Annotated in this window: 21 protein-coding genes and 1 riboswitch; of the genes, 5 read left to right on the forward strand and 16 right to left on the reverse strand. The window is 70.9% G+C overall.

The features are described from left to right. Window positions 1-39: 39 nt before the first annotated feature. Window positions 40-567, forward strand: coding sequence for an FxsA family protein (locus KOI35_RS18205; protein WP_215788644.1), 528 nt, complete (start codon window positions 40-42; stop codon window positions 565-567). Between the two features lie 210 nt (window positions 568-777). Here the strand turns inward: KOI35_RS18205 and KOI35_RS18210 are convergent, their stop codons facing one another. The 8 genes from KOI35_RS18210 to KOI35_RS18245 all read right to left on the reverse strand — a co-directional run bounded on the left by KOI35_RS18210 (window position 778) and on the right by KOI35_RS18245 (window position 10,063). After that, window positions 778-1,116, reverse strand: a complete 339-nt coding sequence (locus KOI35_RS18210; protein WP_203809726.1) for an RNA polymerase-binding protein RbpA — start codon at window positions 1,114-1,116, stop codon at window positions 778-780. A gap of 903 nt (window positions 1,117-2,019) precedes the next feature. Further along, window positions 2,020-2,967 carry a hypothetical protein gene (locus tag KOI35_RS18215; RefSeq protein ID WP_215788645.1) on the reverse strand — a complete coding sequence of 316 codons (948 nt, stop codon included), beginning with the start codon at window positions 2,965-2,967 and terminating at the stop codon, window positions 2,020-2,022. Between the two features lie 330 nt (window positions 2,968-3,297). Then, complete coding sequence (locus KOI35_RS18220) at window positions 3,298-4,449, reverse strand: coiled-coil domain-containing protein (protein ID WP_215788646.1); 1,152 nt, start codon at window positions 4,447-4,449, stop codon at window positions 3,298-3,300. Between the two features lie 791 nt (window positions 4,450-5,240). Further along, complete coding sequence (locus tag KOI35_RS18225) at window positions 5,241-6,203, reverse strand: LysE family translocator (protein ID WP_215788647.1); 963 nt, start codon at window positions 6,201-6,203, stop codon at window positions 5,241-5,243. A gap of 287 nt (window positions 6,204-6,490) precedes the next feature. Beyond that, window positions 6,491-7,285 (reverse strand): alpha/beta fold hydrolase, encoded by a 795-nt coding sequence (locus tag KOI35_RS18230; RefSeq protein ID WP_215788648.1) that lies wholly within the window; start codon window positions 7,283-7,285, stop codon window positions 6,491-6,493. Between the two features lie 161 nt (window positions 7,286-7,446). Continuing rightward, window positions 7,447-8,157, reverse strand: coding sequence for an SRPBCC family protein (locus KOI35_RS18235; RefSeq protein WP_215788649.1), 711 nt, complete (start codon window positions 8,155-8,157; stop codon window positions 7,447-7,449). A gap of 2 nt (window positions 8,158-8,159) precedes the next feature. Continuing rightward, a complete protein-coding gene (locus KOI35_RS18240) occupies window positions 8,160-8,978 on the reverse strand; it encodes an ArsR/SmtB family transcription factor (RefSeq protein WP_246613265.1) in 819 nt (272 codons plus the stop codon). Between the two features lie 44 nt (window positions 8,979-9,022). Continuing rightward, window positions 9,023-10,063, reverse strand: a complete 1,041-nt coding sequence (locus KOI35_RS18245; protein ID WP_215788650.1) for a DUF4037 domain-containing protein — start codon at window positions 10,061-10,063, stop codon at window positions 9,023-9,025. Between the two features lie 53 nt (window positions 10,064-10,116). Here KOI35_RS18245 and KOI35_RS18250 point away from each other — a divergent pair, with 53 nt between their 5' ends. Beyond that, entirely contained in the window at window positions 10,117-11,130 is a 1,014-nt protein-coding gene (locus tag KOI35_RS18250) for a phosphotransferase (protein ID WP_308121056.1), read from the forward strand. Here the strand turns inward: KOI35_RS18250 and KOI35_RS18255 are convergent, their stop codons facing one another. Then, window positions 11,131-11,904, reverse strand: a complete 774-nt coding sequence (locus KOI35_RS18255) for a CbtA family protein (protein ID WP_215788651.1) — start codon at window positions 11,902-11,904, stop codon at window positions 11,131-11,133. Further along, on the reverse strand, window positions 11,895-12,098 hold the full coding sequence (locus KOI35_RS18260; RefSeq protein WP_215788652.1) for a CbtB domain-containing protein: 204 nt from the start codon (window positions 12,096-12,098) through the stop codon (window positions 11,895-11,897). Before KOI35_RS18260 ends, KOI35_RS18255 begins: the two co-directional genes overlap by 10 nt. A 57-nt stretch (window positions 12,099-12,155) precedes the next feature. Further along, window positions 12,156-12,226, reverse strand: a riboswitch (cobalamin riboswitch). A 102-nt stretch (window positions 12,227-12,328) separates the two neighbouring features. Here KOI35_RS18260 and mycP point away from each other — a divergent pair. The 3 genes from mycP to KOI35_RS18275 all read left to right on the forward strand — a co-directional run bounded on the left by mycP (window position 12,329) and on the right by KOI35_RS18275 (window position 16,588). Then, window positions 12,329-13,552 carry a type VII secretion-associated serine protease mycosin gene (gene mycP, locus KOI35_RS18265; protein ID WP_246613266.1) on the forward strand — a complete coding sequence of 408 codons (1,224 nt, stop codon included), beginning with the start codon at window positions 12,329-12,331 and terminating at the stop codon, window positions 13,550-13,552. Window positions 13,553-13,663: 111 nt separating this feature from the next. After that, on the forward strand, window positions 13,664-15,916 hold the full coding sequence (locus KOI35_RS18270) for an NACHT domain-containing protein (RefSeq protein ID WP_215788653.1): 2,253 nt from the start codon (window positions 13,664-13,666) through the stop codon (window positions 15,914-15,916). 3 nt (window positions 15,917-15,919) lie between these two features. Continuing rightward, window positions 15,920-16,588 carry a phosphotransferase family protein gene (locus KOI35_RS18275; RefSeq protein WP_215788654.1) on the forward strand — a complete coding sequence of 223 codons (669 nt, stop codon included), beginning with the start codon at window positions 15,920-15,922 and terminating at the stop codon, window positions 16,586-16,588. Here the strand turns inward: KOI35_RS18275 and KOI35_RS18280 are convergent. The 6 genes from KOI35_RS18280 to KOI35_RS18305 are packed head-to-tail and all read right to left on the reverse strand — an operon-like array spanning window position 16,572 to window position 23,867. Next, the gene (locus tag KOI35_RS18280; protein WP_215788655.1) at window positions 16,572-18,344 is read right to left on the reverse strand and encodes a GH39 family glycosyl hydrolase; all 1,773 of its coding nucleotides are present in this window, start codon (window positions 18,342-18,344) and stop codon (window positions 16,572-16,574) included. The two genes, KOI35_RS18275 and KOI35_RS18280, sit on opposite strands and share 17 nt — an antisense overlap. Next, a complete protein-coding gene (locus KOI35_RS18285) occupies window positions 18,341-19,858 on the reverse strand; it encodes a glucoamylase family protein (protein ID WP_246613267.1) in 1,518 nt (505 codons plus the stop codon). The genes KOI35_RS18280 and KOI35_RS18285 overlap by 4 nt, the downstream gene beginning before the upstream one ends. A gap of 56 nt (window positions 19,859-19,914) precedes the next feature. Then, window positions 19,915-20,739, reverse strand: a complete 825-nt coding sequence (locus KOI35_RS18290; protein ID WP_215788656.1) for a carbohydrate ABC transporter permease — start codon at window positions 20,737-20,739, stop codon at window positions 19,915-19,917. Continuing rightward, window positions 20,732-21,622, reverse strand: coding sequence for a carbohydrate ABC transporter permease (locus tag KOI35_RS18295; protein ID WP_308121057.1), 891 nt, complete (start codon window positions 21,620-21,622; stop codon window positions 20,732-20,734). Before KOI35_RS18295 ends, KOI35_RS18290 begins: the two co-directional genes overlap by 8 nt. Next, window positions 21,619-22,875: a sugar ABC transporter substrate-binding protein gene (locus KOI35_RS18300; RefSeq protein ID WP_246613268.1), complete on the reverse strand. Its 1,257-nt coding sequence runs from the start codon at window positions 22,873-22,875 to the stop codon at window positions 21,619-21,621. The genes KOI35_RS18295 and KOI35_RS18300 overlap by 4 nt, the downstream gene beginning before the upstream one ends. After that, window positions 22,872-23,867 carry a LacI family DNA-binding transcriptional regulator gene (locus KOI35_RS18305; protein WP_215788657.1) on the reverse strand — a complete coding sequence of 332 codons (996 nt, stop codon included), beginning with the start codon at window positions 23,865-23,867 and terminating at the stop codon, window positions 22,872-22,874. Before KOI35_RS18305 ends, KOI35_RS18300 begins: the two co-directional genes overlap by 4 nt. Window positions 23,868-24,159: the final 292 nt, after the last annotated feature.

Consider the following 24,159-nt stretch of genomic DNA (forward strand, 5'->3'; position numbering starts at 1 on the left):
GTCAGACTGGGAGAGGTCAACCTGACACGGAGGGACCACATGCGTCGTCGAGGGCTCGCCCTGCTGCCCATCGCTCTGCCCCTGCTGGCGTTCGCCGAGATCGTCACGTTCATCGCGGTGGCCCACGCCATCGGGTTCGGGTGGGCGATCCTGCTCGGCGGCTCGGCCAGCATCGCCGGCATGGTCCTGCTGCGCCGTGAGGGCATCAAGGGGTGGCGCCGCTTCCAGGCGGCCGCCGCCGAGGGGCGTCCCGCGGGCAAGCAGGTGTCCCACTCGCTGGTCGGACTGCTGGGCGCGCTGCTGCTGGCGATCCCCGGCTTCGTGACCGCGGTGGCCGGTCTGCTGCTGGTGCTGCCCCCGGGCCGTCAGCTGGCCCGGCGCCAGGTCGAGCGCTACACCGAGCGTCAGGTGGGCGGGGCGATGGCCGGTGACCTGTTCGGTGCCCGCCACGTCCGCGTCGACACCGGCGAGCCGATCGTGGTGATCGACGAGGAGCCCCGGCCGGCGCAGCGCACGCCCGCCGGCGCCATCGAGGGCGAGGTCGTCGAGGGCGAAGTCATCCGCTGACGTCGCCCCTCCGGGCCGTTCCCGGGGCGGCCTCTCACAGCTCCGGCTCCGTCCTCTGGTCGAGCTCGGCCTTCGGGTGACCGACCCCAGCCGCAACGCGTCCTCCCCGAGCATCCGCCGCAGCCGCGCCTGATTCTCCGGCGCCTTCTCCAGACGCGAAAAAGGTCGCCCCCGTCGGGGGCGACCTTTTCTTGTTTGCTCCGGCCCGGGTCAGCGGCCTCGGCGGGTGCGGACCTCTTGGAGCCGCTCGTTGAGGATGTCCTCCAGCTCCGAGATCGAACGCCGCTCGAGAAGCATGTCCCAGTGGGTGCGCGGCGGCTTCGCCTTCTTCTGCTCCGGCTCGTTGCCGTCGACCAGCCGGGCGACGCTGCCGTCGAACTTGCACTCCCAGGTGACCGGCACCTCGGCGTCGACGGCGAACGGGACCTCGAACTGGTGACCCTTCACGCAGAGGTACTCTCGGGTCTGCCGGGGCGCCAGCTCGGTGTTGCGGTCGGACTCGTAGCTGACTGCGCCAAGACGGCTGCCGCGCAGCATGCGTTCGCCCATGGTGGCTTTCCCCTCGCTCGTGGTGCTGCTCTCGTTGGTGTAACGAAAGTGGCGTCCGTCGGATTCCGATGATGATCCCGACGGGCGCCGAGACTGCGGACCACCGTTGTGACGGCGGTGTTAACGCTACGAGCGTAACCGCCCGCGGCCCTTACCCGTCACCGCGAACCCCCGACGAAGTGGACCTTGGTCCACTTTACGGCTTATGAGAGTTCTCCAGGTGGTGCGATCTCGGTCACTCGGTCGAGTTACCCCGCAATTCACCACCGTGTTCGGCTCCGCGATGACCAGAATTCGTCCGCCGGTCGCCGAACCTGAGCACAACCGACGGTTCGGCCGTTGTCTGTTCGCTTCACCACATGCCGCTCGACCAGGCCGCCGCGTGCTTGTCCGATGCCCGCGCCGGTCCGACGTGCACGTTCTTCGCCGTCTGCATCATGCCCCGTCCGATCCATGCCGGCGAGTATGTCGCTCGCGATCTGCGTCGCCTGCTGTGGGCCGGCGCGTGTGCGGTGTTCGCTCTCTGCGTCATGCCCCCGTCGGATCCAGGCCGGTGAGTGGGTCGCTTGCGATCTGGGTCAGGTCGTCGCCTGCTGCGGGCCGGCGTGTGCGTCGCTTGCGTTCCGGGTCAGGTCGTCGCCTGTTGTGGGCCGGTGAGTGGGTCGCTTGCGGTCTGGGTCTGGTCGTCGCCTGTTGTGGGCCGGCGTGTGCGGTGTTCGCTGTCTGTGTCATGCCCGCGTCGGGTCGAGGCTGGTGGGTGGGTTGCTCGCGATCTAGGTCAGGCTGTCGCCTGCTGTGGGGCGGCGTGTGCACTGTCCGCGCCGGCGGCCGTCTTGTCGGGGTCCGCGGGTGCGTTGCCAGCAGCCTGCTCCGGCTGGGCGTGTGCCGTGGGCGCTGTCTGGGTCAGGCTGTTGTCTCCTTCGTGCGCCACATGCCGGGCGGTAGCGGGGTGGAGGTGCTGCCGCTCGGGGCCGGGACGGTGGGGCTGCTGTCTCCGCGCAGCGCGTCGGCCCGGGCCGCGGCGGCGACGGACATGCGGCGGAACGCGTCGAGGCGGGGCGTGTTCTCCTCCACGGCACGGGCCTGCTGCTCGGCCAGCACCACCGTCAGGCGGCCGACGAAGCCGGTCTCCTGCTTGCACCGGACGTCGGCGAGGGCGGTCCGCTTCTCCTCGGCCGAGGGCGCTGTGCCCTGCTTCCAGCGCGGGTCGGTCTCGGCGTCGGCGGGTACGGCGTACGGGAAACCGGTCTTTGTCATGCACTCACTCCACCGGCGTGTCGCGGCGGTCGCGCGCGGGTCGGCGTAGGTGAGCGTCATGGTCCGGTCGCGGAGCTGCTGCAGCCAGGTGAACTCGGCGGGTTGCCAGCCGAGCCTGGCGTCGGCCTCACCGGCGCAACCACCCGCGGGCACGCCGGGCGCGCCACCGTGCAGATAGGGCGCCTGCTGCGGGCTGGCCGGAGCGGCCGGGGCGATGTCCCAGTGGTAGCCGAAGCCGCTCGCCAGCCCGTCGTCGGCCAGCCCGAACCGGTTGGCACGGTCGCGCAGCAGGTCGAAGTCGTTGCGGGCGCCGCCCCGCCACGCCTGGCCGAAGCGTCGCATGCAGGCCGTGGTCAGCCGCTTGACGACGACGTCGAGGTCGTTGGCCTCGGCCGGGCGCGGCGCATAGCGGTCGAGCGGCATCGTGGTGGCGGCCGCGACGATGGGAGCCGGAGCGGTCATCGCCTCCGGGGCCGGTTGTCCGGGCGCGTGCGTGCACCCGCCGGCCAGCGCCGCGACGATGGCGAGGCGCCCGCTGTGTGAGAGCACGAGCCGAATCCGGGCCCGCCCGGCCGTGTGACCCGCCGTTGGCATGCCGAGGAATGTACCGGCGTGCCGCCGCCGCACAATCCCTCTCAGGGGTTGATGTGCACAGGGCACCCGGGCCGGGTGCCCTTTTCGGATCGTGCTGACCGCGTCGTGTGGGCCGACTCTGACTCCAGAAGCGACCATCGGTCGGCCCGGCGCGCGGCCGGATCTCATGCGGCAGCGGTTGTTCAGGTGCTTGCGTCGGCTGCGGTCGGCCGGGTCGGCGGTTGTTCAGGTGCTTGCGTCGGCCGCGGGCGGCTGGGTCGGTGGTGTTCAGGTGTGGGCGTCGGCGGTGTTCGGGCGCGGGCGTCCTGCGGGCGGCTGGGTCGGTGGCGTTTAGGTGCGAGCGTCGGCCGCGGTCGGCTGGGTCGGCGGGCGGGTGCTGCCGAGGCTGGCCAGCGCCGAGGCGAGGTCGGTGATCTGCGACGACAGCTGGGCGGCCCGGTTCTGGGCGGCTTCGGTGTCGGCGAGAGCGGTGGCCAGGCGGCGCTCGAGATCGGCGCGGTCGCGGATTGCGCGTTCCCTCTCTTCGCTCGCCCGATCCCGGTCGCTTTTCGCCTGGTTCCGCTCTTCCGCGACCCGGTCTCGTTCCTCCCTCGCCTGGTCCCGCTCCTCTTGTGCCTGGTCTCGTTCGGACAGAGCCACCGCGGTCTCGCGGCGCATGGCCTGCAGGGTCCGGTCGGCCGCGTCACGCTGATCGGCGATCTCGCGCCGCGCGGTGGCCAGCGCCGACTCGGTCTGCTGGGTCTCGGCCCGGGCGGTGTCCCGCTCGCTGCGCAACTCCTCGTTACGGGCCGACGCCGCCTCGGCCTCGCGCAGGGCCGATGCCAGCTCACGCTCGGTGGTGTCCCGTTCCCGCCGGACGTCGGCGAGCTCCCGGCGCGTCCCGCCCAGTTCCTCGCGGGCGGCGTCCCGGTCGGACTCGGCCCGCTCCCTGAGGGCCGCCGCCGCAGTGGCCGCCTGCTGGGCCTCGTCCCGGGCCTGCCGAGCCTCACCGGCCTCGGCCTGGGCGGCGTCGGCCACGCGAACCGACTCCTCGGCCCGCTGGACGGCCTCGTCCCGCTCGGCACCCGCCGCGACCGACAGCTGCTGCGCTGTGACTGTCTCGGCCGCCGACCGCTCGGCGTCACGGCGGGCATCGTCACGTTCGGTGTGCGCGGCCGCGATGCGCCCCGATGTCTCGGCCCGGATCTCGGCGACCTGCCGCTCCACCCCTGACGGCGACAGTTCGGAGTGCAGCGCTTCGGTGAGTGAACCCACGAGCTGGTCGAGACGGTCCACGACCTCCCAGGTGCGGGCGACCTCGCCGGCGAGCCCGGGGGAGGAGCGGTGCCGCATCCGTACGTTGCGTGAGGCGCGCTGGCATTCCCCGTCGTTGTCCCGGCAGTAGCGGAAGGGCCGCCCGGCCGACGCGCGCTGCGGCACCGGCCGTCCACAGTGCGCGCAGGGCCGGGACTCGGTCGCAGAGGCTTCGTCGTTCTCGTTCATCGCAAGGTCACCCTAGGCGCGCCACACCCCGGATCCCCGCCACGACACGGCCCCGTCACTCCCGATCCCAGCGCCGATCGGCAAGGGCGGCCTAACCCTTTCAACCTAGCATCCTAGGACGCCCAAGCGATGGTGCACGGTGTCTCACGACTTCACTCTGGCCAAAACCACAAAGGAATCAACGGCATCCCGCCTTTTTTCAGGACGGGGTGCTGCCGCTTGAGGTCGGGATGCCGCCCCGCCTTGAGATCGTCGACTGGGTGCGGAGGCTGGTGACCGAGCACGATGGTGACCGAGCACGATGGTGGCTCGAGACCGAGCGCGGCGATTGCCCGGGGCGCCGGGGCGTTCGGTGGCTGCGGACCGTTGGTGGCGGCGGACCGTTCGGTGGCGGCGGGGGCGTTCGGTGGCTGCGGACCGTTGGTGGCGGCGGACCGTTCGGTAGCGGCGGGGGCGTTCAGTGGCGGCGGGGCGACGTTTCCTCTTCTGAACCTGTCTCGCGACTCCTCCAGAGAGCTTCGCGATTCGCGTTCAGAGTCTCCATACGCGCAGTCGGCCCCGGCGGGTGACCGACCGTGGCTGCCGTGCGGCACCGGCAACCGCTGGGCCTAGGTGTCCGCCGCCCTGGGCCGGGATGGCCGTGCCCAGGTGGCCGCGGGTGGAGAACGGTGCGTTTTCGCCGGTCTCAGTGCCGATGCAGTCGGCGTCGGCGGGATGGGGTCGGCCCGGGTGAGGAAGTGCTCGGGTGAGGAATTGCTCGGGCGTGACGTGCGGATCGGTGGCTGTGCCGGTCAGCGGGCCTCGGTGGCCAGGCGCAGGCCGAAGCCGACGATGACGACGCCGGTGATGCGGTCGAGGACGCGGCGGGCTCGGGGGCGGCGTAGCAGGGTGCGGAGGCGGCGGGCTGCGGTGACGAGCACTGTCGACCAGATCAGGCCCAGGGCTACGTGCACGCCGGCCAGGAGGACGCCGTAGAGAAGGGGGGACGCGCCGGACGGGATGAACTGGGGGAGCAGGGCTACGTAGAACGCGCCCATCTTGGGGTTGAGCAGGTTCGTCAGGAGGCCACGGCGCCAGCCGGACACGAAACCGCCGCGCCGGCCTGACGGGAGCGCGTCCGACGGGAGCGCGTCCGACCTGCTGGATGTGATGCCTCGGCCGTCCGGAGCGTCGGGTGGGAGCTCGTGCGATGCGGGTGAGCTGGGAGTGGGCGGTCCGTCCGGAGCGTCGGGTGGGAGCTCGTGCGATGCGGGTGAGCTGGAAGTGGGCGGTCCGTCCGGAGCGCCGGTCGACACGTCGTGCGGTGTGGGTGAACTGGGAGTGTGTGGTCCATCCGGGGCGCCACTGGACGCTTCGTGCCATGCGGCGGAGTTGGGCGGCTGGCTGGGCGCGGCTCGGTGCTGGGTGTCGGCCGGCTCGATGATGGTCTGATGCGGACTGGGTGTGACCGTGGTCCGGCGTGGGTGGCGGGTGGACCAGAGCATGCGGGCGCCCATCCAGATCAGGTAGGCGGCGCCGGTCCAGCGGACCACGTCGTAGGCGAGCTGGGATGCGGTCAGCAGGGCGGTGATGCCGGCTGAGGCGAGGATGCCCCAGGCCAGGGTTCCGGTCTGGATGCCCAGGACGACGCCCCAGGCACTGCGGGCCGACTGGATGGTGGCGGTACGCAGGATCAGTGCGGTGTCGAGGCCGGGAGTGAGCGTGAGCAGGCCCACGACCAGCACGAAGGACCACAGGGCGGCCATCGTTGTCATGGTCGTAACCTAGCTTTGCACCTGACGGCCGGCCTAGCGCCAATCTCACCCCGTTGGACCTCGCCATCTCCCGCCTGCCCGGGACCTGCATGTGGACGGACGGCTTGAGGAGGAGCGCCCCCCATCGGCGCCGAACCGGAGCTCCAGCGCCTCACGGGCGCTCTGCGGATCCCACCGTCCCGCAGCGGTGGCACGACGACTTCCTCGCCGCGTACCGGTGGGTGGCGGGAGCAGCGCCACGGCCGGCCCGCACCGCCGGACGTGGCGGAGCGGGCGGGGTTGAGGGCTCAGGCGGCCAGGAACTCCTTGATCGCGGGGGCCAGGGCGGCCGCCTTGATGATGTGGGTCTGGCCGGGGATGGTGCGGTATTCGGCCTTGGGCAGCGCCTCGCTCAGGGCGCGGGCGGCGTTGCGCATGTATGCCGGGCTCTTGCCGCCGTCCATGACCAGGGTGGGGGCGCTGACCGAGGACCAGCGGGTGGGGTCCAGGGGTGTGCCGCGGCTGGTGTCGCCGAGGATGTGCAGGTCGTACGGGAGGGTGGGGGCCAGGCCTTTCAGCTTCTTCCAGTTCGGCGTGAGCTTCATGATCGTGATGACCGGGCCGGGCACGCCGACGTCGCGGAAGAAGGTCTTGAGGGCGGTGGACTCGTCGCCTTGGGCGATCATCGCCTCGATGTCGGGAGTGAAGGTGTCGGGGCGTGCGGGGCGGCTGTTGTCGACGATGAACGGGGGCTCGTAGAGCGCCATCCGGGTGAAGCCGGGCAGGCGGTTGGCGGCGTCTGCGGCCAGCACGGCGCCGGACGAGGCTCCGAACAGGAACGCCTCACCGCCGGCGGCCTCGAGCAGGGCGGCCAGGTCGTCGATCTCGCGTTCGGGCGTCCACGGCTGGGTGTTGCCGCTCGCGCCGCGGCCGCGCCGATCGTAGAGGTGGACGGTGAACGTGTCGGCCAGTTGCGCCGCGAGGGCGCGCGCGGGGCCGAAATCGCGGTGGCACATGCTGCCGTCGACCAGGACGAGTGCCGGTCCGCGCCCGGTCGTCTCGTAGGCGATCGTGGTGCCGTCGGCGGAGGTCACAGTAGGCATCGGAGCCGCTCCTGAGCGGGAAGAAAGAGATCAGCGGAAGGGGAACGGGCGCGAACAGGGAGACGGCGGGCGAGGTCAGCGGGTGTAGAGGGCGCGAACAGGGAGACGGCGGGCGAGGTCAGCGGGTGTAGAGGGCGCGAACAGGGAGACAGCGGGCGAGGTCAGCGGGTGTAGAGGGCGGTGAGGAAGGCTTCCTCGGCGGCGGGGTCGGGAACCACGGGTGGGAAGACGATGTGGGAGGCGACCATCGGGCCGTGGAAGCCTTGGAGGTAGCGGTACAGGACGTTCTCCGTACGGAGGCCCAGGGTCTGGCCGTTGGTGTGGAAGACCTCGGCGCCCTCGCTGGTCAGGTCGCCGGGCTTGGGTGAGGCGCTGAGGCCGAGGGCGTCGTAGAGGGTGGTCCAGGCCGCGTCCCAGTCGCTGATCATGGGGCCGAAGGCGGTCACCGGGGTGCCGGTGCGGCCGGCGAAGTGGGTCAGGTAGGTGACCAGGGTGACCAGGAACATCTCGGTGCCGGTGCTCATCGCCTCGAACTCGGTCTCCCAGTCGTCGCCGGGCAGGAAGCCGTGGTTGACGATGCGGAGCGTGGTGGCCGCACCGTCGCGGGCCTCGACCAGGAACTCGGCGGCCTGGAAGCGGCCGTCGGGGGCGGGGCCGGTGCGGTAGGCGAAGCGGGTGGGTGGCTCGGCGGCGGTGATGGTGGCGGGTGGCAGGGCGGCCTCGCCGAATGCGGTCCGCACGGTGGTGGCGTCGATGTCGGTGCGGCCGAGATACCAGGACGAGACGCCGGGGCCGGTGGCGATGGCCGCCCAGATCGTCTCGGGGTCGGCCGGGACCGTTGCTTCGAAGGTGAGCTCGAAATCCTTACCCATGATCAATCCTCGGAGTCGGAGGAGGGCCGCGTGGGCCCGGGAGAAGGTTGCGCGGAGTCGGAGGAGGGCCGCGCGGATTCGGGAGAGGGCCGCGTGGGCCCGGGAGAAGGTTGCGCGGAGTCGGAGGAGGGCCGCGCGGATTCGGGAGAGGGCCGCATGGGTCCGGGAGAAGGTTGCGCGGAGTCGGAGGAGAGCGGCGCGGCGTCGGGAGAGAGCGGCGCGGCGTCGGGAAGGGACGCAGCGGATGCGGCTGAGTCGAGGGCCGGGTGGACGGCGACGACCAGGCGGTGTTTGCGGCCGGTCTCGCTGTGGTAGCGGCTGAGCAGGCCGGCGATCGCGGTGGACAGTTCCTCGGCGAAGGCGGCCCGGTCGGCGGGGGTGGCGAAGCGGATCTCGCCGTCGAGCGCGAACGTGGCGACGCGCTGCTGGGCCCGGGCGGAGCCGGTGATCAGGGCGCCGACGTCGCGGACCAGGCGGGCGGCCAGGGCGAGCAGCCAGCGGGCCGACAGGCGGTCGGGGGCGCGGCCGGGGTCGGGGGCGACGGCCGCCATCGCGGTGGGGGAGATGACGTAGGAGGCTGCGGTGGCCTGCATCATCCGTTCGGTGACGTTGCCCTTGCGGCGTTCCTCGACCAGCGTGACCAGCCCGTGCTGTTCGAGGGCACGCAGGTGGTAGTTGACCTTTTGCCGGGGCAGGCCGATGCGGCCGGCCAGCATGGTGGCCGAGCCGGGCACGGCCAGCTCGGCCAGCAGGCGGCTGCGGATCGGGTCGAGGGAGATCTCGGCCGCGGCCGGGTCTTCGATGACGGCGACTTCCTCCATGCGGACCACCCTCCCACCGAAAACAAAAATTGTCTAGAGCGAAATCATGGTCGGTGTGCGACGAGGGAACGGCACAGCTCGAGGTCGCCGAGCACGGCCGTGCTGTCGGTGATCTGGTCGATCGACCCGGTGAGGGGACGGGCCCGCAGGTCCGGGTCGGTGATCGCGTCGTGCAGGGCCGAGGCGAACCGGTCGGCGCCGATCACCGCGTAGCCCCGGTCGAAGAACTCGCGGCGGGTGGCCGGGAGCTCGGCGGCGAGGCCCAGCGCGTTCTGCCGCTCGGCGAGCAGCTCGAGGGCGGTGCAGAGCGCGTCCTCCCGCTCGTGGGCGGGGTCGGCTCGTAAGGCGGCGTCGAGGTGGACGGTGACCGGGTCGGGCGGGAGGGCCGCCATCAGCCACTTCGGGTAGAGCGGCCAGCGGCGGGTGAGCAACAGGGCCAGGCGCGCGATCTCGCGGGTGAGCCGGGCGGTGAGAACCCGGGCGCCCAGGTCGTCCCCGGCCTCGGCGGCGCGGGCCGGGAACGGTTCCTCCTCGGCGAGGCGCTGCCATTGTGCGGCCAGCACGTAACGCCAGAGGTCGGGGGGATACCAGCGCACCTGCCCGCGTACGCGGGAAAGGGTTTGATCGGGATCGTGGAAGACGGCGCCACCGGTGATCTCGGCCAGACGCTGCCACGGCGTGGCCAGCCAGTCGAGCGTGGTCACGCCGGCGGCGGGATCGAACCCGAGCCGACCACGGCACCAGCGGGGGAAGGACGTGACGGTGACGTAGTGGTCGACCGGGCCGTCGGTGTCGGCCATCGAGCGGACCCGGGCGCCGGGCGGTTCGAAATGGGTCGGCCAGCCGTGGAACCGTTTCGGCAGGTGCTCGCGGAGGCGGGTGTCGAGCTCGCCGGTGTCGTCGTCGACGAACAGTTCGAGGCGGGGACCCCAGTCGTGGTCGGTGGATCTGGGCGTGTCGAGACCGAGCACGTCGGAGCCGGGACCGAGACGGGCGGCGGCGTGCGGACGGTCGCTGAGCAGCGGGCGGACCGCCTCGGCGTAGAAGAGGCGGGAGAGTGTGAGGCCGGGCTGGAATGCGGTCATGCGCGAGAAGCTAGCGGTCCCCACCGACAAATTCCGCTCGTTAAGGTCAGCCTGTGGAAAACCTGCTCCGTCCGGGATGGACCGCCGAGGAACTTGTCCACAGCACGGCCAACGAGGTCACCGGAGGGGTATGGCGGGTTCGCCGGGACGGTGGCACGGCGATCCTCAAGATCGCGACGCCGCGGCGGGCGGGTGCGGCCGCGCATCTGGCCGCCAGCGATGATCCGGGGCACTTCAACTATTGGCGGCGCGAGCCCGAGGCGTACGCGTCGGGACTGGTCGCGTACGGCATGGTCGGTCTGCCCGGGCCGGAGATCTACGAGCAGGTGCCCGGCCCGGACGGGTCGGTGGCGATGTGGCTGCAGGACGTGACCGGGCGGGCCGGGACGACGGCCGGCGTGGCCGACCTCGGCGAGGTGGCGGTGCAACTGGGTGAGACGCACGCGCACTGGCTCGGCCGGCCGCCGACGTACGCGTGGCTGGCCCGCGACTGGCTGCGGGACTACACCCTCGCTCAGCCGGTCGACGACGACCTGGACTGGGATCACCCGGTGCTGGCCGGCGTGTGGCCGGTCGCGCTGCGCAAGGGGCTGCGCGAGCTGTGGGAACGGCGTACGGAGATCCTGGCCCGGGCCGACGAGCTGCCCCGGACGTTCTGCCACCACGACGTGTGGCCGATGAACCTGGTCCTCACCGCGGACGGGCCGGTGCTGCTGGACTGGGCCTACTGCGGGCCGGGGGCGATCGGCGAGGACGCGGCGAACCTGGCCCTCGACACGTTCTTCGACGGGCTGATCGACATCGCGCTGCTCGACGACGTGCTCGAGGTGGTCGCTGAGCAGTACCGGCGCGGGCTGGACGGCGCGGTCGCCGATGACACGATCCGCGCGGCGATCATGATCTGCGGGGCGGCCAAGTATTTCTGGCTCGCGCCGCGGATGGTGATGGCGGCGGCCCACGGATTCAGCCGGAAGCAGGGCTACGACGGCCGGGGCATCGAGGCGATGCTGGCCGGTCGGGCGCCGGTGCTGACTGTGGTCGCGAAATGGGCCGCCGCCGTCCTCTGACTAGGCGGGGACTGCCTCCCGGGCCGGCTCGCGGGAACCGGTCGACACCAGGGCGGCGAAACCGATGCCGAGCACGGTCCACATCACCGTCTGGGTGCCGAGCGAGGCCAGCCGGAACGACCAGAGCAGGTCGGGCGGGAACGTCGCGGGGACCTCGTTGATGTTGGGCAGCAGGGCGTAGCCGACGACCACGACGACCAGGAACCCGACCACCGCGGCGGCGGCCCGGCGCCACTCGGTGGGCTGGGTGCGCTGGGCCACGACGGCCGCCCACACCGCGACCAGGCCGATCACCAGGATCGCCAGGTAGCTGATGGTGCGCTGGTTGATCGTGTCGGGGTCACCGACGGCGGGTGGGTTGGGCGGATATTTCACGTACGGGACCAGCACCACCCCGAGCAGCGCGGCGCCGGCCAGACCGAGGGCGGCCCGGGTGTCGCTCGGTGTGCGCAGACGGCGCCGGAGCAGCGTGTACGCCGTGGCCAGGATGCCGCCGAGCGCGATGCCGTACAGGCCGGTGGCGAGGAACAGCCCGCCCTTCTGACCGTCGCGGCTGACCAGCGGCTCCTCCTCGGCGGCCGAGGTCTGCGGCTCCGCGGCGGCCTGGGCGGCCGAGGCGGCCTCCTCGATCGAGATCGCGGCGTCGACCTTGGGCTCGCCGAAGAAGAACGCGAAGGTGCCGGCCAGCAGACCGGCGATGAGGCCCGCGAGCAGGCCCCGGAGCAGCAGGGCGCCGAACGTGGCCGGCGCCTTCGAACCCGCGCTCAGTGGCACGGGACGCCGAGCAGGTGCCGGCCGTCGTGCATGAGCTCGTGCAGGTACATGCCGCTGCGCGACACCGCACCCTGGTCGAACGCGACCAGGTAGGTGATCAGGAGCATGAGTCCGACGACGGCGAGCGCCGTCCAGAGCAGCCGCGGGGAAACCGCGGGTGTGCTCAGCGGGCCGGCGGTGGTGGCCTTGGGCATGACGAACAAACCTCCTTGCGGGATGACGCGTCCCGTCCGACAGGCTGCGACACGTGAGTGTCCTGACTCACGGGCACCGGAGTGCCCGCTTACAGTGGCGCGACCGCACCGGAGTCTCACCGGTTTCCCTCACGACGCCGCAGATGGTGTCCACAACCTAACTGTGCGGAAGCTGAACGCACAACCAGGTCTTGTCGCACCCGGTCGATACGATCCATCCGAATCCGCCGATGGGGGAGCGAGTGATGATCGGGCGCCGGTTGATGGCCGTGGTGGCGGTGTGCGCCGCCCTGCTGGCGGTGCCCGCACCGGCCCGGGCGGCGGTGGTGTGTCCGACCGTCGCCCAGGCCAAGCCGGTGTTCGCGGGGGTCCCGCTGGAAGACCAGTCCTACGATCCGGCGCGGCTCGCGCCGTTCGCCACGGGCGCCGGGGTGCGGGTCGCCGTGATCGACTCGGGGGTCGACGCCACCCACCCCCAGCTGCGCGGACACGTCAGTCAGGGCACCGACTTCCTGCACGGCGAGCGGTCCGGCCGGCAGGACTGCAACGGCCACGGCACTCACGTCGCCAGCATCATCGCGGCCCAGCCGGTCGACGGCACCGGGTTCCGGGGCCTGGCCCCCGACGCGGTGATCGTGCCGGTGCGGATCAGCGAGCAGGAGGAGATCGACGGCAAGGCGGTCGGCGACGACGGTTCCCCGGCCCAGTTCGCCGACGCGATCGACTGGGCGGCCGGTCCCGGCGAGGCCGACGTGATCAACATCTCGCTGGTGATGACCGGGGACAACGACGCCGTACGGGCGGCGGTCGAGCGCGCCATCGCCCGGGGTGTCGTGGTGGTGGCCGCCGCGGGTAACAAGGGCGCGCCCGACGACGGCAACCTCGATCCCTATCCGGCGCTCTACCCGGGTGTGATCGGCGTCGGGGCGATCACCCCGGCCGGGGTCCGCGCGGTGTTCTCCCAGCGGGGCGAATACGTCGACCTGGTCGCCCAGGGTGCCCCGGTCACGGTCGCCTCCCGGATCGCCGGGCACGAGTCGGTGCAGGGCACGAGCTTCTCGGCCCCGTTCGTGTCGGCCACGGCGGCCCTGCTCAAGCAGCGCTTCCCGGCGCTGACCCCGGCCGAGGTGCGGCAGCGGCTGGTCGCGACGGCCGACCCGGCGCCGGGCGGCACCCGCAGCGACGAGTACGGGTTCGGTGCGCTCAACCCCTACCGGGCGCTGACCGCCTCACTGGGCCCGGCCGGTGGGCCGGAGCAGGTACCCGCGGCCATGACCATGACCGACCCGAAGGTGGCCGCCCTGGAGGCCCGCCGCGAGCGGTCCCGCGACAACGCTCTGCTGTTCGCCGCCGTCGGGGCCGGGCTGGTGCTGCTGCTCGGCGTGGTCGCCGTCGTTCTGCGCCAGGGCCGCCGCCGCGGCTGGCACCCGGCCACCCCTGCCGACCACGACTGACCGGCGGGGGCCGGTGCGTGGCTCCGTCTGACGGGCAGCAGGTCGCCGCGAGACGGTACAGCCCCCGAACGGTCGTTGTCGTCCGGTAACTGTGGACGGCACCATGGTCCGGTGACCGGCAACGGGCGAGCGCGCCGTACCGTCGTCATTGTCGCCGGGATCGCGGTGGCCATCGTCGGCGCGACGTGGTGGATGCTGGCCCGCGACACCCGAGGTGCCGAGATCGCCAACGTGATCGCCCTGCCGGTCAGCCTGCTCGGCCTGCTCGCGACCGTGCTCGGCTGGTCTCTTCGGTCGTCCGTGCCCGGCGGCGACAAGTTGGACACAGCCGTGGCCGACCTGGCCCGTGACATCGCCCGCCAGGAGTCGGCGGAACTGCAGCGGCTGCTCGCCGACACCGGCGACAGCCGGCCCGCCGACATCGGATTCGTGCAACCGAGCGTTGCCTGGGCCCGGTGGCGCACCGACGGCGGCGGCACCGAGGGGTCCCTCGGACAGATCGCCGACTTCTACTCCGGGCTCGACCGGGGTCGCCTGGTGATCCTCGGCGAGCCCGGAGCGGGCAAGACCGTGCTGGCCATCGAACTGTTGATCAACCTGTGCCGCCAGCCACCCGCGGCCGGGACGCATCGGCGGGCCCCGCTGCGGTTGAGCGCCTCCACGTTTCCCGGTTCGGACGAGGGCTCACCGGAACACGTCAACGGCGTCCTGGATGCGTGGATGACCCAGCAACTGATCACTGTGTACGGCCAGTCTCGAAGTACGGCCCGCGAGTTGGTGCGACAGGGCCGGATTCTGCCGGTCCTCGACGGCCTCGACGAGATGGATCATGGTGATGGTGCGGCGCGGCGAGCCCGCTCGCTGATGACGGCCCTCAACTACCCCGTCGGCACCGGACTGCGCCCGGCCGTTGTCACGTGCCGGGAGCAGGACTATCGGCGACTGGCCGGCGTCGATCACGAAGGGACGGCTGTTCAGGACGCCACCCATGTCGTGGTACGGCCCCTGACCACCACGCAGATCGGGCAGTGGCTGGCGTACCGCTTTCCGGACCAGGATGCGCCGGACGGAATGGAGCGTCGCTGGCGGCCCATCCTCAAACGACTTGTTGATCGGCCGGGTGGTGCCCTCGCGACGAGTCTGGCATCGCCGCTGCGACTGTTCCTGACCGTGACGATCTACCGCGACCCGCAGTCCCGGCCGCGGGAACTGCTCGACCTCAAGGGCGGCGACCTCGACCGGCACCTGTTTCAGGAGTTCATTCCAGCCGCAACCGCGCAGCACCGGCGGCGGGACGGCACCCGGTACGACCCGCACGACGTCCGCCGGTGGCTGACCACTCTGGCCGGTCACCTCGACCATATGGAGGGTGAGGGCCGGTCCAACGCCGACATCCGGGTCGACGAACTGTGGCGTTCGGTGCCCGGCGTCGCGACCCGCAATCTGGTTGCCGTCGTCGTTGTCCTGGCCGCCCTTACTTGTGGGGTGGGCGTCGGCTCGTTTCGCAACGGGAACTTCCTGCCGGTAGGTGCCCTGCGATGGGTCGCCTGTTCGGTCTACTTCGTTGCCGTCTGCTGGGCGTTCCGGCGTTCGATCGGTGATTCCACCGACATTCGCCGCATTCAACTTGGCCGGATCTCGACGAGTTCCGGCCGTCGGCAGATCTTCCGCGGGGCCCTGTTCGGGGCGGCCGCCGGCATTCCGGTCGTGGTGATGTACGAGTGGATCGACTTCAATCCGATCACGTCGCCGCACGGCGCCCTTCTGTTCCTTCTCGGCCTGGGCGTGGCCGGCGTTACGGTCGGCTCCGTCATCGGTGGTGTCGTGGGCGGGCTGGCGATCCGGCCCGTCAGCGTGGGACGGCCGGGTGAGGTCCCCGCCGGGGGCATCGCCTACGACGTCCTGGTCGTAGGCTTGTCGCTCCTCGTACCGACACTCGCGGAGTTTCTCGGGTACGGGATCGCCTACGTGTTGAACTACGCCGTCGACTCCGCGGGATTCTGGACCGGGGTCGGCGCGGCAACCAGAGACCTGGCCGGGGCCGGATGGTCGTACCGGCTGCAGGTCTTCTGTGTGGGGTTGATGCTCGGTGTCCTGCTGAGGTCGGCCTCGCCGTGGCCGCGATATCTGATCGCGGTTCACCGGCTGTCCCGCGCCGGGCTCTTTCCCCGGCGGCCGACGCGGTTTCTCGACTGGGCGTACGACGCCGGACTGGTGCGCCTGTCCGGGATAGCCGTCCAGTTCCGGCACCGCGAGTTCCAGGCCTGGCTGTCCCGCACCCCGGACGCGGACGGCCCGGGAGCCGGTACCGACCGGGCCAGTAAGGTGCCCGGAGTAAGCAGGGGGCCGCAGGGGAACGGGTAGGGGATGCAGCCGCTTCGGCACGGGTACACGAACGACACCCGCGGGGACGGGGCCGTCGTGGTCAAGCGCTACCAGGGCGGCATCGACGAGGTGCTGCGCCGGGGGACCGAACTGGGCGTGCTCGAGCGGCGGCCGGCCGGCATGCCGGTGCCGCGCGTGCTCGGGGCTCCGGAGGGGGCGTTGCGGCTCGAACAGCTCAGCGGCATGCACGGCCAGGATCTGATCGACGAGGGCCTCGCGCGGCCGGTGCTGCGCAGCTGCGGTGAACTGCTGCGCCGGTTGCAGAAGGTCGACGTGAGCCAGGTCTTCCCCGGCGCGGCGGCCGGCACCGGGTGGGTTGTCGTGCATGGTGACTTCGGGCCGAACAACATGCTGTTCGATCCGGACACGTTCCGGGTGACGGGTTTGCTCGACTGGGAGTGGGCGCACCCGGGCGACCCGATCGAGGATCTCGCGTGGTGCGAATGGATCGTCCGGCGGCACCACCCGCGCGCCGTCGAGGATCTGGGGGAGCTTTTCTCCGGGTACGGGGTCCGGCCGTCCTGGGCCCGCCGGCAGCAGAGCGCCGCGGCCCGTTGCGAAAGCTTCGTCGAACGCTTCCGCAACGGGCCTGCCCCGGCCCGCCGGAAATGGCAGGAGAATCTGACGCTGACTCTCAGCTGGGCGGAGTGAGCGGGCGGAACTCCAGGAACACGATGCCGGGGTTGGGCAGCTCGACGATGACGTCCTTACCGGGGGCGACCCGGCGCGGCGCCTCCGACTCGGTCAGACGGTCGGCCGCCCGCAACTGCTCCCACTGCTCGTCCGACGGCCACTCGCCGTCGAAGCCGATCACCCCGTGCGTCCGGTCCACCCGCCACACGCGCATCAGGTGCGGTGTGGTGAGGCCGGGTCGGACCACGACCGTACGGAGAAGGCGGTTGTCGCCGTTGATCTTCGAATGGTCGAGGGTGCTGTTCCAGAGCAGCAGGCCGAGGCCGCCGTCGTCGTAGCGTGATGCCCAGGCCTGGACCAGGCTGCCCGCGCCGTCTCCGGTCAGCGTCGCCGGGAGTTCGTGCGGTCCGAGGCGGGCGGCCAGGGACAGCGCCCAGAACTTCGGCTTGGCCAGACCGCCCACGGTGAGCAGCCCGAACCCGCCGTGCAGCAGACGTTGCGGGCGGCCCAGCTCCTCGAAGTGGTCGCTGGCCACCCACGGCGCGAGCGCGTCGATGCGGCCGGCCGCCGAGCGCATGCCGGACAGCAGGAACGCGGCCGCGAACACCGAGTCGTTGACCCGGCTGCCGTGGGTCGCGGTGACCCCCCACTCGGTCCACAGCAGCGGCCGCCCGTCGGCGAGGGGCCGCAGGTCGAGCGGGATCGTGCCGTAGACGTGGGTGGACAGGAAGTCGGCATCGCGCGGGGTGTCCTCGACCCAGCCGACCGCCGCGGTGGCCGGACCCCCTACCCGCAGGGCCGAGTCCACGTCGCGGACCGCGGCCGCGGTGACCTCGTAGAGCCGCCAATACTCCTCGGGGGTGCCCGACCAGAACACCGACAGGTTGGGCTCGTTCCACACCTCGAACCACCACTGCGACCGCACCTCGTCGAGCCCGTAACGCTCCACGACGTGCCGGGTGAACGCGCGGATCAGGTCGGCCCACCGGTCCCAGTCACGGGGTGGAGAGATGATGCCGTGATAGGTGAAGACCGTCCGTGACGGGTCACGGGCCAGGTCGTGCGGCATGTAACCGAACTCCACGACCGGAACCAGTCCCAGCGACCGGACCAGATCGAAGATCTCGTCGACGCGGGTGAAGTCGTGGACGGGTTCGCCGTCGACCTCGCGGTAGACGCCGTTGTCGTCGCCCAGGATGTGGTGCGCGCGCACCGACCGCACGCCCAGCTCGTCGTGGACGCGGTGCAGCGCGGCGGTCAGGTCGGCGCCGATCACGTGCCCGCCCGTCGTCTCGACCAAGAGCATGTGCGACAGGTGCTCCGAGCCGACCATGGCCTCCCAGACGCGGGGGAGTGGCGACTCCCCATCACCCACGATCGCCGTGACCGTCTCCTGCGCCTCGGCAGACGGCGTCACCGGTGTCGAGAGGGGCCCCAGAGCGGTCACCGTTTCGAGCGCGGCGACGGCATAGAAACCGCCGCGCCCGTCAGTGGTGTCGGCGTAGGGCCCGTGCGGCACGGCCAGGACGTCCCCGCCACCGTGGTCGACGACCTCGAACGGGCCGTCGGCGGTCGCCGCGCGATGGACCGCGTACCCGATCGCGCCGGGCACCGGTTCCCAGGTCACGGTCACCTGTCCATGGCCGGCCACCGCCGTCACCCCGGTGGGTGCGGGCAGGCGGGATTCCTGCGGTTTCCCGGGGGTACGGTCCTGAGCGCCCCCGCCGCCCATCAACGCCGCCCAGCTCGAGCGGGCCTGCTCCTCGATCGTCATGAGCGCCCCCCGAGCTGCGGCAGCTTCTGCCCGGCCGGGACGTTGAACGTCTCCCGCGCGAGCAGCGGCCGCACCGCCCGCTCGAACCCCGGCGTCACGAACGCCTTCTTGACCACGTCACGGGCGAGGACGTTCCCGATCGCGCCCATGATCATGGACTGGTCGAGCGACAGATACCGCTGGGCCACCGTGCCCGAGCGCACCGCGACTGCGTCGTAGAACCCTCCCGGCCCGTACGCGCGCAGGTCGCTCTTGATCCTGGACAGGTTGGCCCGGGCGGGACCGGGAGCGTACGGCAGAGCGAGGAACGCGGCGTGCGGCGTGACCACCCCGTCGCCGTAGACGGCGGGCGGCCCGGCCGGACGGCAGTCCCCGAACCCGGCGTCGTACTTGCCGCCCTCGATGTCGGACGGGTACCCGTCGGTGTCCATGCCCATCGCGTCCACGCCGTAGACCCCGTACCCGCCGAAGGGGTTGGAGGCCGGCGAGAAGCCCCAGTACCCGTACCGGGCGTCGGCCAGGCCGTGCTCGATCTGCGCGGCCACGGTCGCCGGATGGTTACGGCCCCAGCTGCGCGGGCCCCACTGCGCCTCGGGCACGAACAGGTCGGGCATCAGCGCCTCGAACATGTCACCACCCCACGACGGCACGAACGTGATGCCGCGATACCGGTACGAGCCCTCGTAGACCTGACGTCCGAGGTGGGTGGTGGTGAACCCCTGCGGCTGCATCTCCTGCCAGGAGTAGTCACAGTTGTCGGGCAGCGTCCGCATGGTGTCGAAGTAGGCGGTGGCCGGGATGTGGCCTTCGGCGATTCCCAGGTACGTGGCCATGCGCGGCTCGGTCACCGTGATGTCGTAGTGGTTGCAGGTGAACCACACGGCCTGCTCCGGAGAAGCCACCGAACAGCCGGGCGGCTGCGTGTCCCAGAACCCGCCGCGGATCAGGCCGCGGGTGCCGATGGGGGAGGTGGCGGCCGGATTGAAGTAGAAGCCGAAGTTCATCCTGCTGCGGATCGCGGCCGCCTTGGCCCGCAGCGACGGGAACGAGCCCTCGATCACCTGCAGGCCGGCGGCCAGCCAGCCGTTGTCGACGCTGGACAGGAACGGGGTGACCTGGGTGCCGTCGGGCAGGACCGTCAGGACCGCGCCGGTGTGCGGGTCGTACCAGTTGTAGAACATGCCCGATTTGTCGTGGTGCTTCAGCGCTGCGAGGGTGTCGAGCGTGCGGCCGACGCGGCGCTCCGCCTCTTTCGGCGAGACGATTCCGAGGGAACGGGCGACCAATGCCGACCACATGTACCCGCCGATGTTGGTCGGTGACGTGTACGCGGCCGGCGCCGACAGGTCACCGGGGATGTTGTCGGCGACGAGCCCGGTGGCGGGATCGGTCATGGCGACCAGGGACTTCCACGTGTCCTTGGCATAGGTGCGCAGCGGGTCGGCCGCCTGCGCGGGGACGGCAGCGGTCAGGATCAGGACAAGGGACACCAGGGGAGCGAGCAGACGTCTCAAAGGGATCACCTCAGGGTGTGTCGTTTCGCGAGCGAGCGAGCGTGCGAGTGGGTCGGCTACTTGAGCCCGGTGGTGGCGATGCCGCGCATGAAGTGCCGCTGCAACGCCAGGAAGACGATCAGGACGGGGACGACGACCACCACGGCACCGGCCAGCAGCAGTCCGTAGTAGATGCGGTTCTGCCCGATCGCGTACAGGGCCAGAGCCACCGGCAGCGTGTACTTGTCGTCGGTCGTGGCCACGACGAGGGGCCACAGGAAGTTGTTCCACGAGCTCAGGAACGTCAGGATCCCCAGCGTGGCCAGGGCCGGCTTGCACAGCGGCAGCACGACGCGCCAGAAGATCCGCCACTCGCCGGCCCCGTCGACCCGGGCCGCCTCGATCAGGTCGTCCGGGATGGCCAGGAGGAACTGCCGCATCAGGAAGACCCCGAACGGCCCGGCCAGGAAGGGCAACACCAGTCCCGCGTACGAGTTCGCCAGTCCCAGATTGCTGACCAGCACGAACTGCGGCACGAAGGTCACCATGCCCGGCACCATGAGCATGCCCAGCACCGTGAGGAACAGTGCCTTGCGGCCGGGGAAGTCCAGCTTGGCCAGCGCGTAGCCGAGCAGCGAGCAGAACAGCAGGTTCCCCAGGGTCACCAGCACGGCCACGATCGCCGAGTTGGCGAAGTACTGCGGGAAGTCGAGCCGGTCGAACAGGTCCCGGTAGTTGGCGAACGTCCACGTGGACGGCCACCACGTCGGCGGCACCGACCGGATCTCGGACTCCGGCTTGAACGAGGACAGCAGCATCCACACGAACGGGCCGACCACCACGAGAAGACCCGCGCACAAAACGGCGTACAGGGAAATCTTGGCTATTCGATCTTTAGTCATCGCGGCTCCCGAGCAGACGGAACTGCAGGACGCTCAGCGCCACGATCGCCACGAACAGCACGTACGACGCGGCGGCCGCGTAGCCGTAGTTGCCGAAACCGAACTGGTTGTAGATGTGGTAGCTGACCGACAGGGTCGAGCTGAGCGGCCCGCCCTGGGTCATGACCAGCGGTTCCTCGAAAAGCTGCAGATATCCGATGCCGGTGATGACCGCACCGAACAGGAGCGCGGGACGCATGAGCGGAAGGGTGATCCGCCGGAACTGGGCCCACCGGCCGGCACCGTCCAGCGTGGCCGCCTCGTACAGGTCGTTCGGGATGCCCTGCAACGCGGCCAGGAAGATCACCATCAGCGAGCCGAAGTTGCGCCAGGCCGCCATCACGATGATCGAGGCGAGCGACGTCCGGGTGTCGCCCAGCCAGTTCGGGCCGTCGATGCCGACCAGGGCGAGCAGGTTGTCGACCAGGCCGGCCTCGGGGTCGAGCAGGAACCGCCAGATCACCGCGATGGCGACGATGCTGGTGACCACGGGCAGGTAGAAGCCGACCCGGAACACCGCCCGGAACCGGATCAGGCCCGAGTTGAGCCCGTTGGCCGCGGCCAGGGCCGCCACGATGGTGAGCGGCACCCCGACGACCACGAAGACCAGCGTGTTCAGCGCCGACCGCAGGAACAGGTCGTCGGAGAACAGGCGGGTGAAGTTGTCCAGGCCGACGAAGTTCACCGACAGGGGTGTGCGCAGGTCGGTCGCCCGCATGTCGGTGACGCTCATGATCAGCGAGGCCAGCACCGGCAGGAGCGCGAACACCAGGAACAGCATGGTGAACGGGGCGGCGAACGCCCAGCCGGTCCATCGTCGTCTCCGGGCGGGAAGAGCGGTCACGACCCCGTACCGATGGAATCGGCCTGGCTCTGCACCGCCTTCAGCGCGGCCGCCGGATCCGACCCGCCCACGCACACCTTCTCGGCCTCGGTGTCGAACGTGGCCGACACCTGGGTCCAGGTCGGGAACGACGGCGGGGCCTTGGCCGACTTGAGCTGCTCACCGAACACCTTGAGCATCTCGTCGCCGCCGAGCGCCGAGTCGTCCCAGGCCGACTGCACGGCCGGCAGGTCGCTGACCGTCTGGTACCACTTGGCCTGCACCTCGGGCTTGCTCAGCCACTGCAGGAACTTCCAGGCGGCGTCGCGGTTCTTGGCGTCCTTGAACACCGCGATGTTGCTGCCGCCGATGAACGAGGTCGACGACTTCTCCGACGGCATCGGGGCGACCGCGAACTTACCCTTGGCGCCCTGGTCGTTGAGGATGCCGACGTGCCACGGACCCGACATGAAAGCGCCGATCTCCCCGCGTACGAAAGCAGGTTCCAAGGCTCCTTCGGGCAGGTTGGTCGGGGCCAGCTTCTCCTTGAAGAAGGACTGGTAGTAGGTGAGCGCGGCGGTCATCTCGGGGGTGTCGAACGTGTACTTGTCGCCGGTCGCGATCTCGGCGCCGTTGGACCAGCCGAACGGCAGGATCGACTGCCAGCTGCCGGTCTTGCCCGGCTGCAGGTTGATGCCCCACTTGGCGCCGGCCTTGGCCTGCAACGCCTTGGCCATCGCCTTGAGGTCGTCCCACGTCTTCGGCCCGTCCGGGAAACCGGCCTTGGCCGCCAGATCCTTGCGGTAGAAGATGCCGCGCGTCTCGACGTACCAGGGCACGCCGTACGGGGTGTCGTCGACCACGGTGGTGTCCCACGCGCCCGGGAAGAACGAGTCCTTCTGGAAAAGGTCGGTCGGTGTCGGGTCGAGCGCTCCCGTCTTGGCGATCTCACCCTGCATCGTCGTGCCGATCATCGACACGTCCGGGGTCGCCTTGGCCGCGATCGCGCTCGAGATCTTCTGCTGCGCCGAATCCCACGGCACCGCGGTCACGCTGACCTTGGCGTCCGGGTTCTCAGCGGTGAACGCCTTGGCGAACTCGCCCAGCTTCTCGCCCTCGGTGCCCATCGCCCACACGGTGATCTCGCCGCTGGCCTTGCCCTCGGCCACCGTCTTGGCGGTCTCGGAGCCGCCACCGGAGTCCCGGCCGCATCCGGTCATACCCGCTATCAGGGCCGCGCTTGTCGCCACGGCCAGCCATCGCTTCCTGATCATCGATGCACCTCCTCGTGCACGCCGCAGCTGCGCCGGATCACCACCTCGGTGGCGAGGATCCGCCGGCGCGCTGCCGCTCTCTGGTTTGGTGGTTCGCTGATACGCCGGTGCAGCCACCGCGCGGCCGTCGCCCCGAGCTCGCGCATCGGCTGGCGCACCGTGGTCAGCCCGGCGAAACGGGCCGCCAGCAGGTCGTCCCAGCCGGTCACGGCCAGGTCTTCCCCCGCGGCCAGCCGCAGGCCGAGCGCCAGTTCGTCGTTGGCGCAGATGACCGCGTCCGGCCGGGTCCGCATGATGTCCCCGGCCGCCGCCTCACCCGAATCAAGATCAAGCCCGTTTCCCCGTACGAGGGTGAGCCGCGCCCTTCTGGTCTTCAGCGCTGCTTTCACGCCCTCGTACCGTCCCGCGACGTCGGGCGAGTCGTCCGGGTCGCCGAGAAACGTGATGTCCCGGTGGCCGTGCTCGAGCAGGTGCTCGGCCAGGGCCCGGGCGGTGCTGGTGTTGCCCGCCCGCACGGTGTCCACCCCGTCCACCGGGTCGCGGGCCAGCAGGACGACCGGCAGCCCCGTGCTGGCGATCCCCGCGACCACGTCGTCGTCCACAGTGCGGCCCATAACGGTCAGCCCGTCGACCCGCCCCGCCAGTTCCTTCACGGCGGCCGCCGGATCGCGCCGCCCGTTGGTGGCCAGAATCAGCACACTGCTGCCCGAGGCGGCCGCCGCCGCTTCGTAGCCCAGCACCACTTCCGCGTAGTAGGGCCCGACCAGGTCGGGGAACACGATGCCGTTGGCCGCGTGCCGCCCCTCGGCCAGCGACCGGGCCGAGCCGCTGGGCGTGAACCGCAGCTGCTCAGCGGCGGCCCGCACCCGTTCCCGGGTCTCCGGCGTGACCAGGTCGGAGTCGCGCAGAGCACGCGACACAGTGGCGATCGAGACGCCCGCGAGCTGGGCCACCTGATAGATGGTGGCCTTTGAAAGCGCTTTCATCGCCATGGCGGCAACGTAACCCCGCCGTCATACCCCCGAAACTCGAGAGTCCGGCGGTCGCATCATGTGCGGCTACCCACAAAGCCCATCGATGCCCGTCAAAGCGGGCGAGTCCTGTGGACAAGCGGGTGGTCTGCTTTGGTGCTGTGCGTAGGGTCGCTTCCTATTCCCCTAGGGCGGGCGGGGGCTCGGGATGGGGCCTCGCTGACCTTCACGTCATGATCTTGCGGCGAGTGCCGCGGTCATCGCCGGGCTGAGCCTGTCCTTCAGCTCCGGGCCGGTCGAAGGCAACGTCAAC

The sequence above is a fragment of the Paractinoplanes bogorensis genome, assembly GCF_018829635.1.
In the GTDB taxonomy this organism is placed as follows: Bacteria; Actinomycetota; Actinomycetes; order Mycobacteriales; family Micromonosporaceae; genus Actinoplanes; species Actinoplanes bogorensis.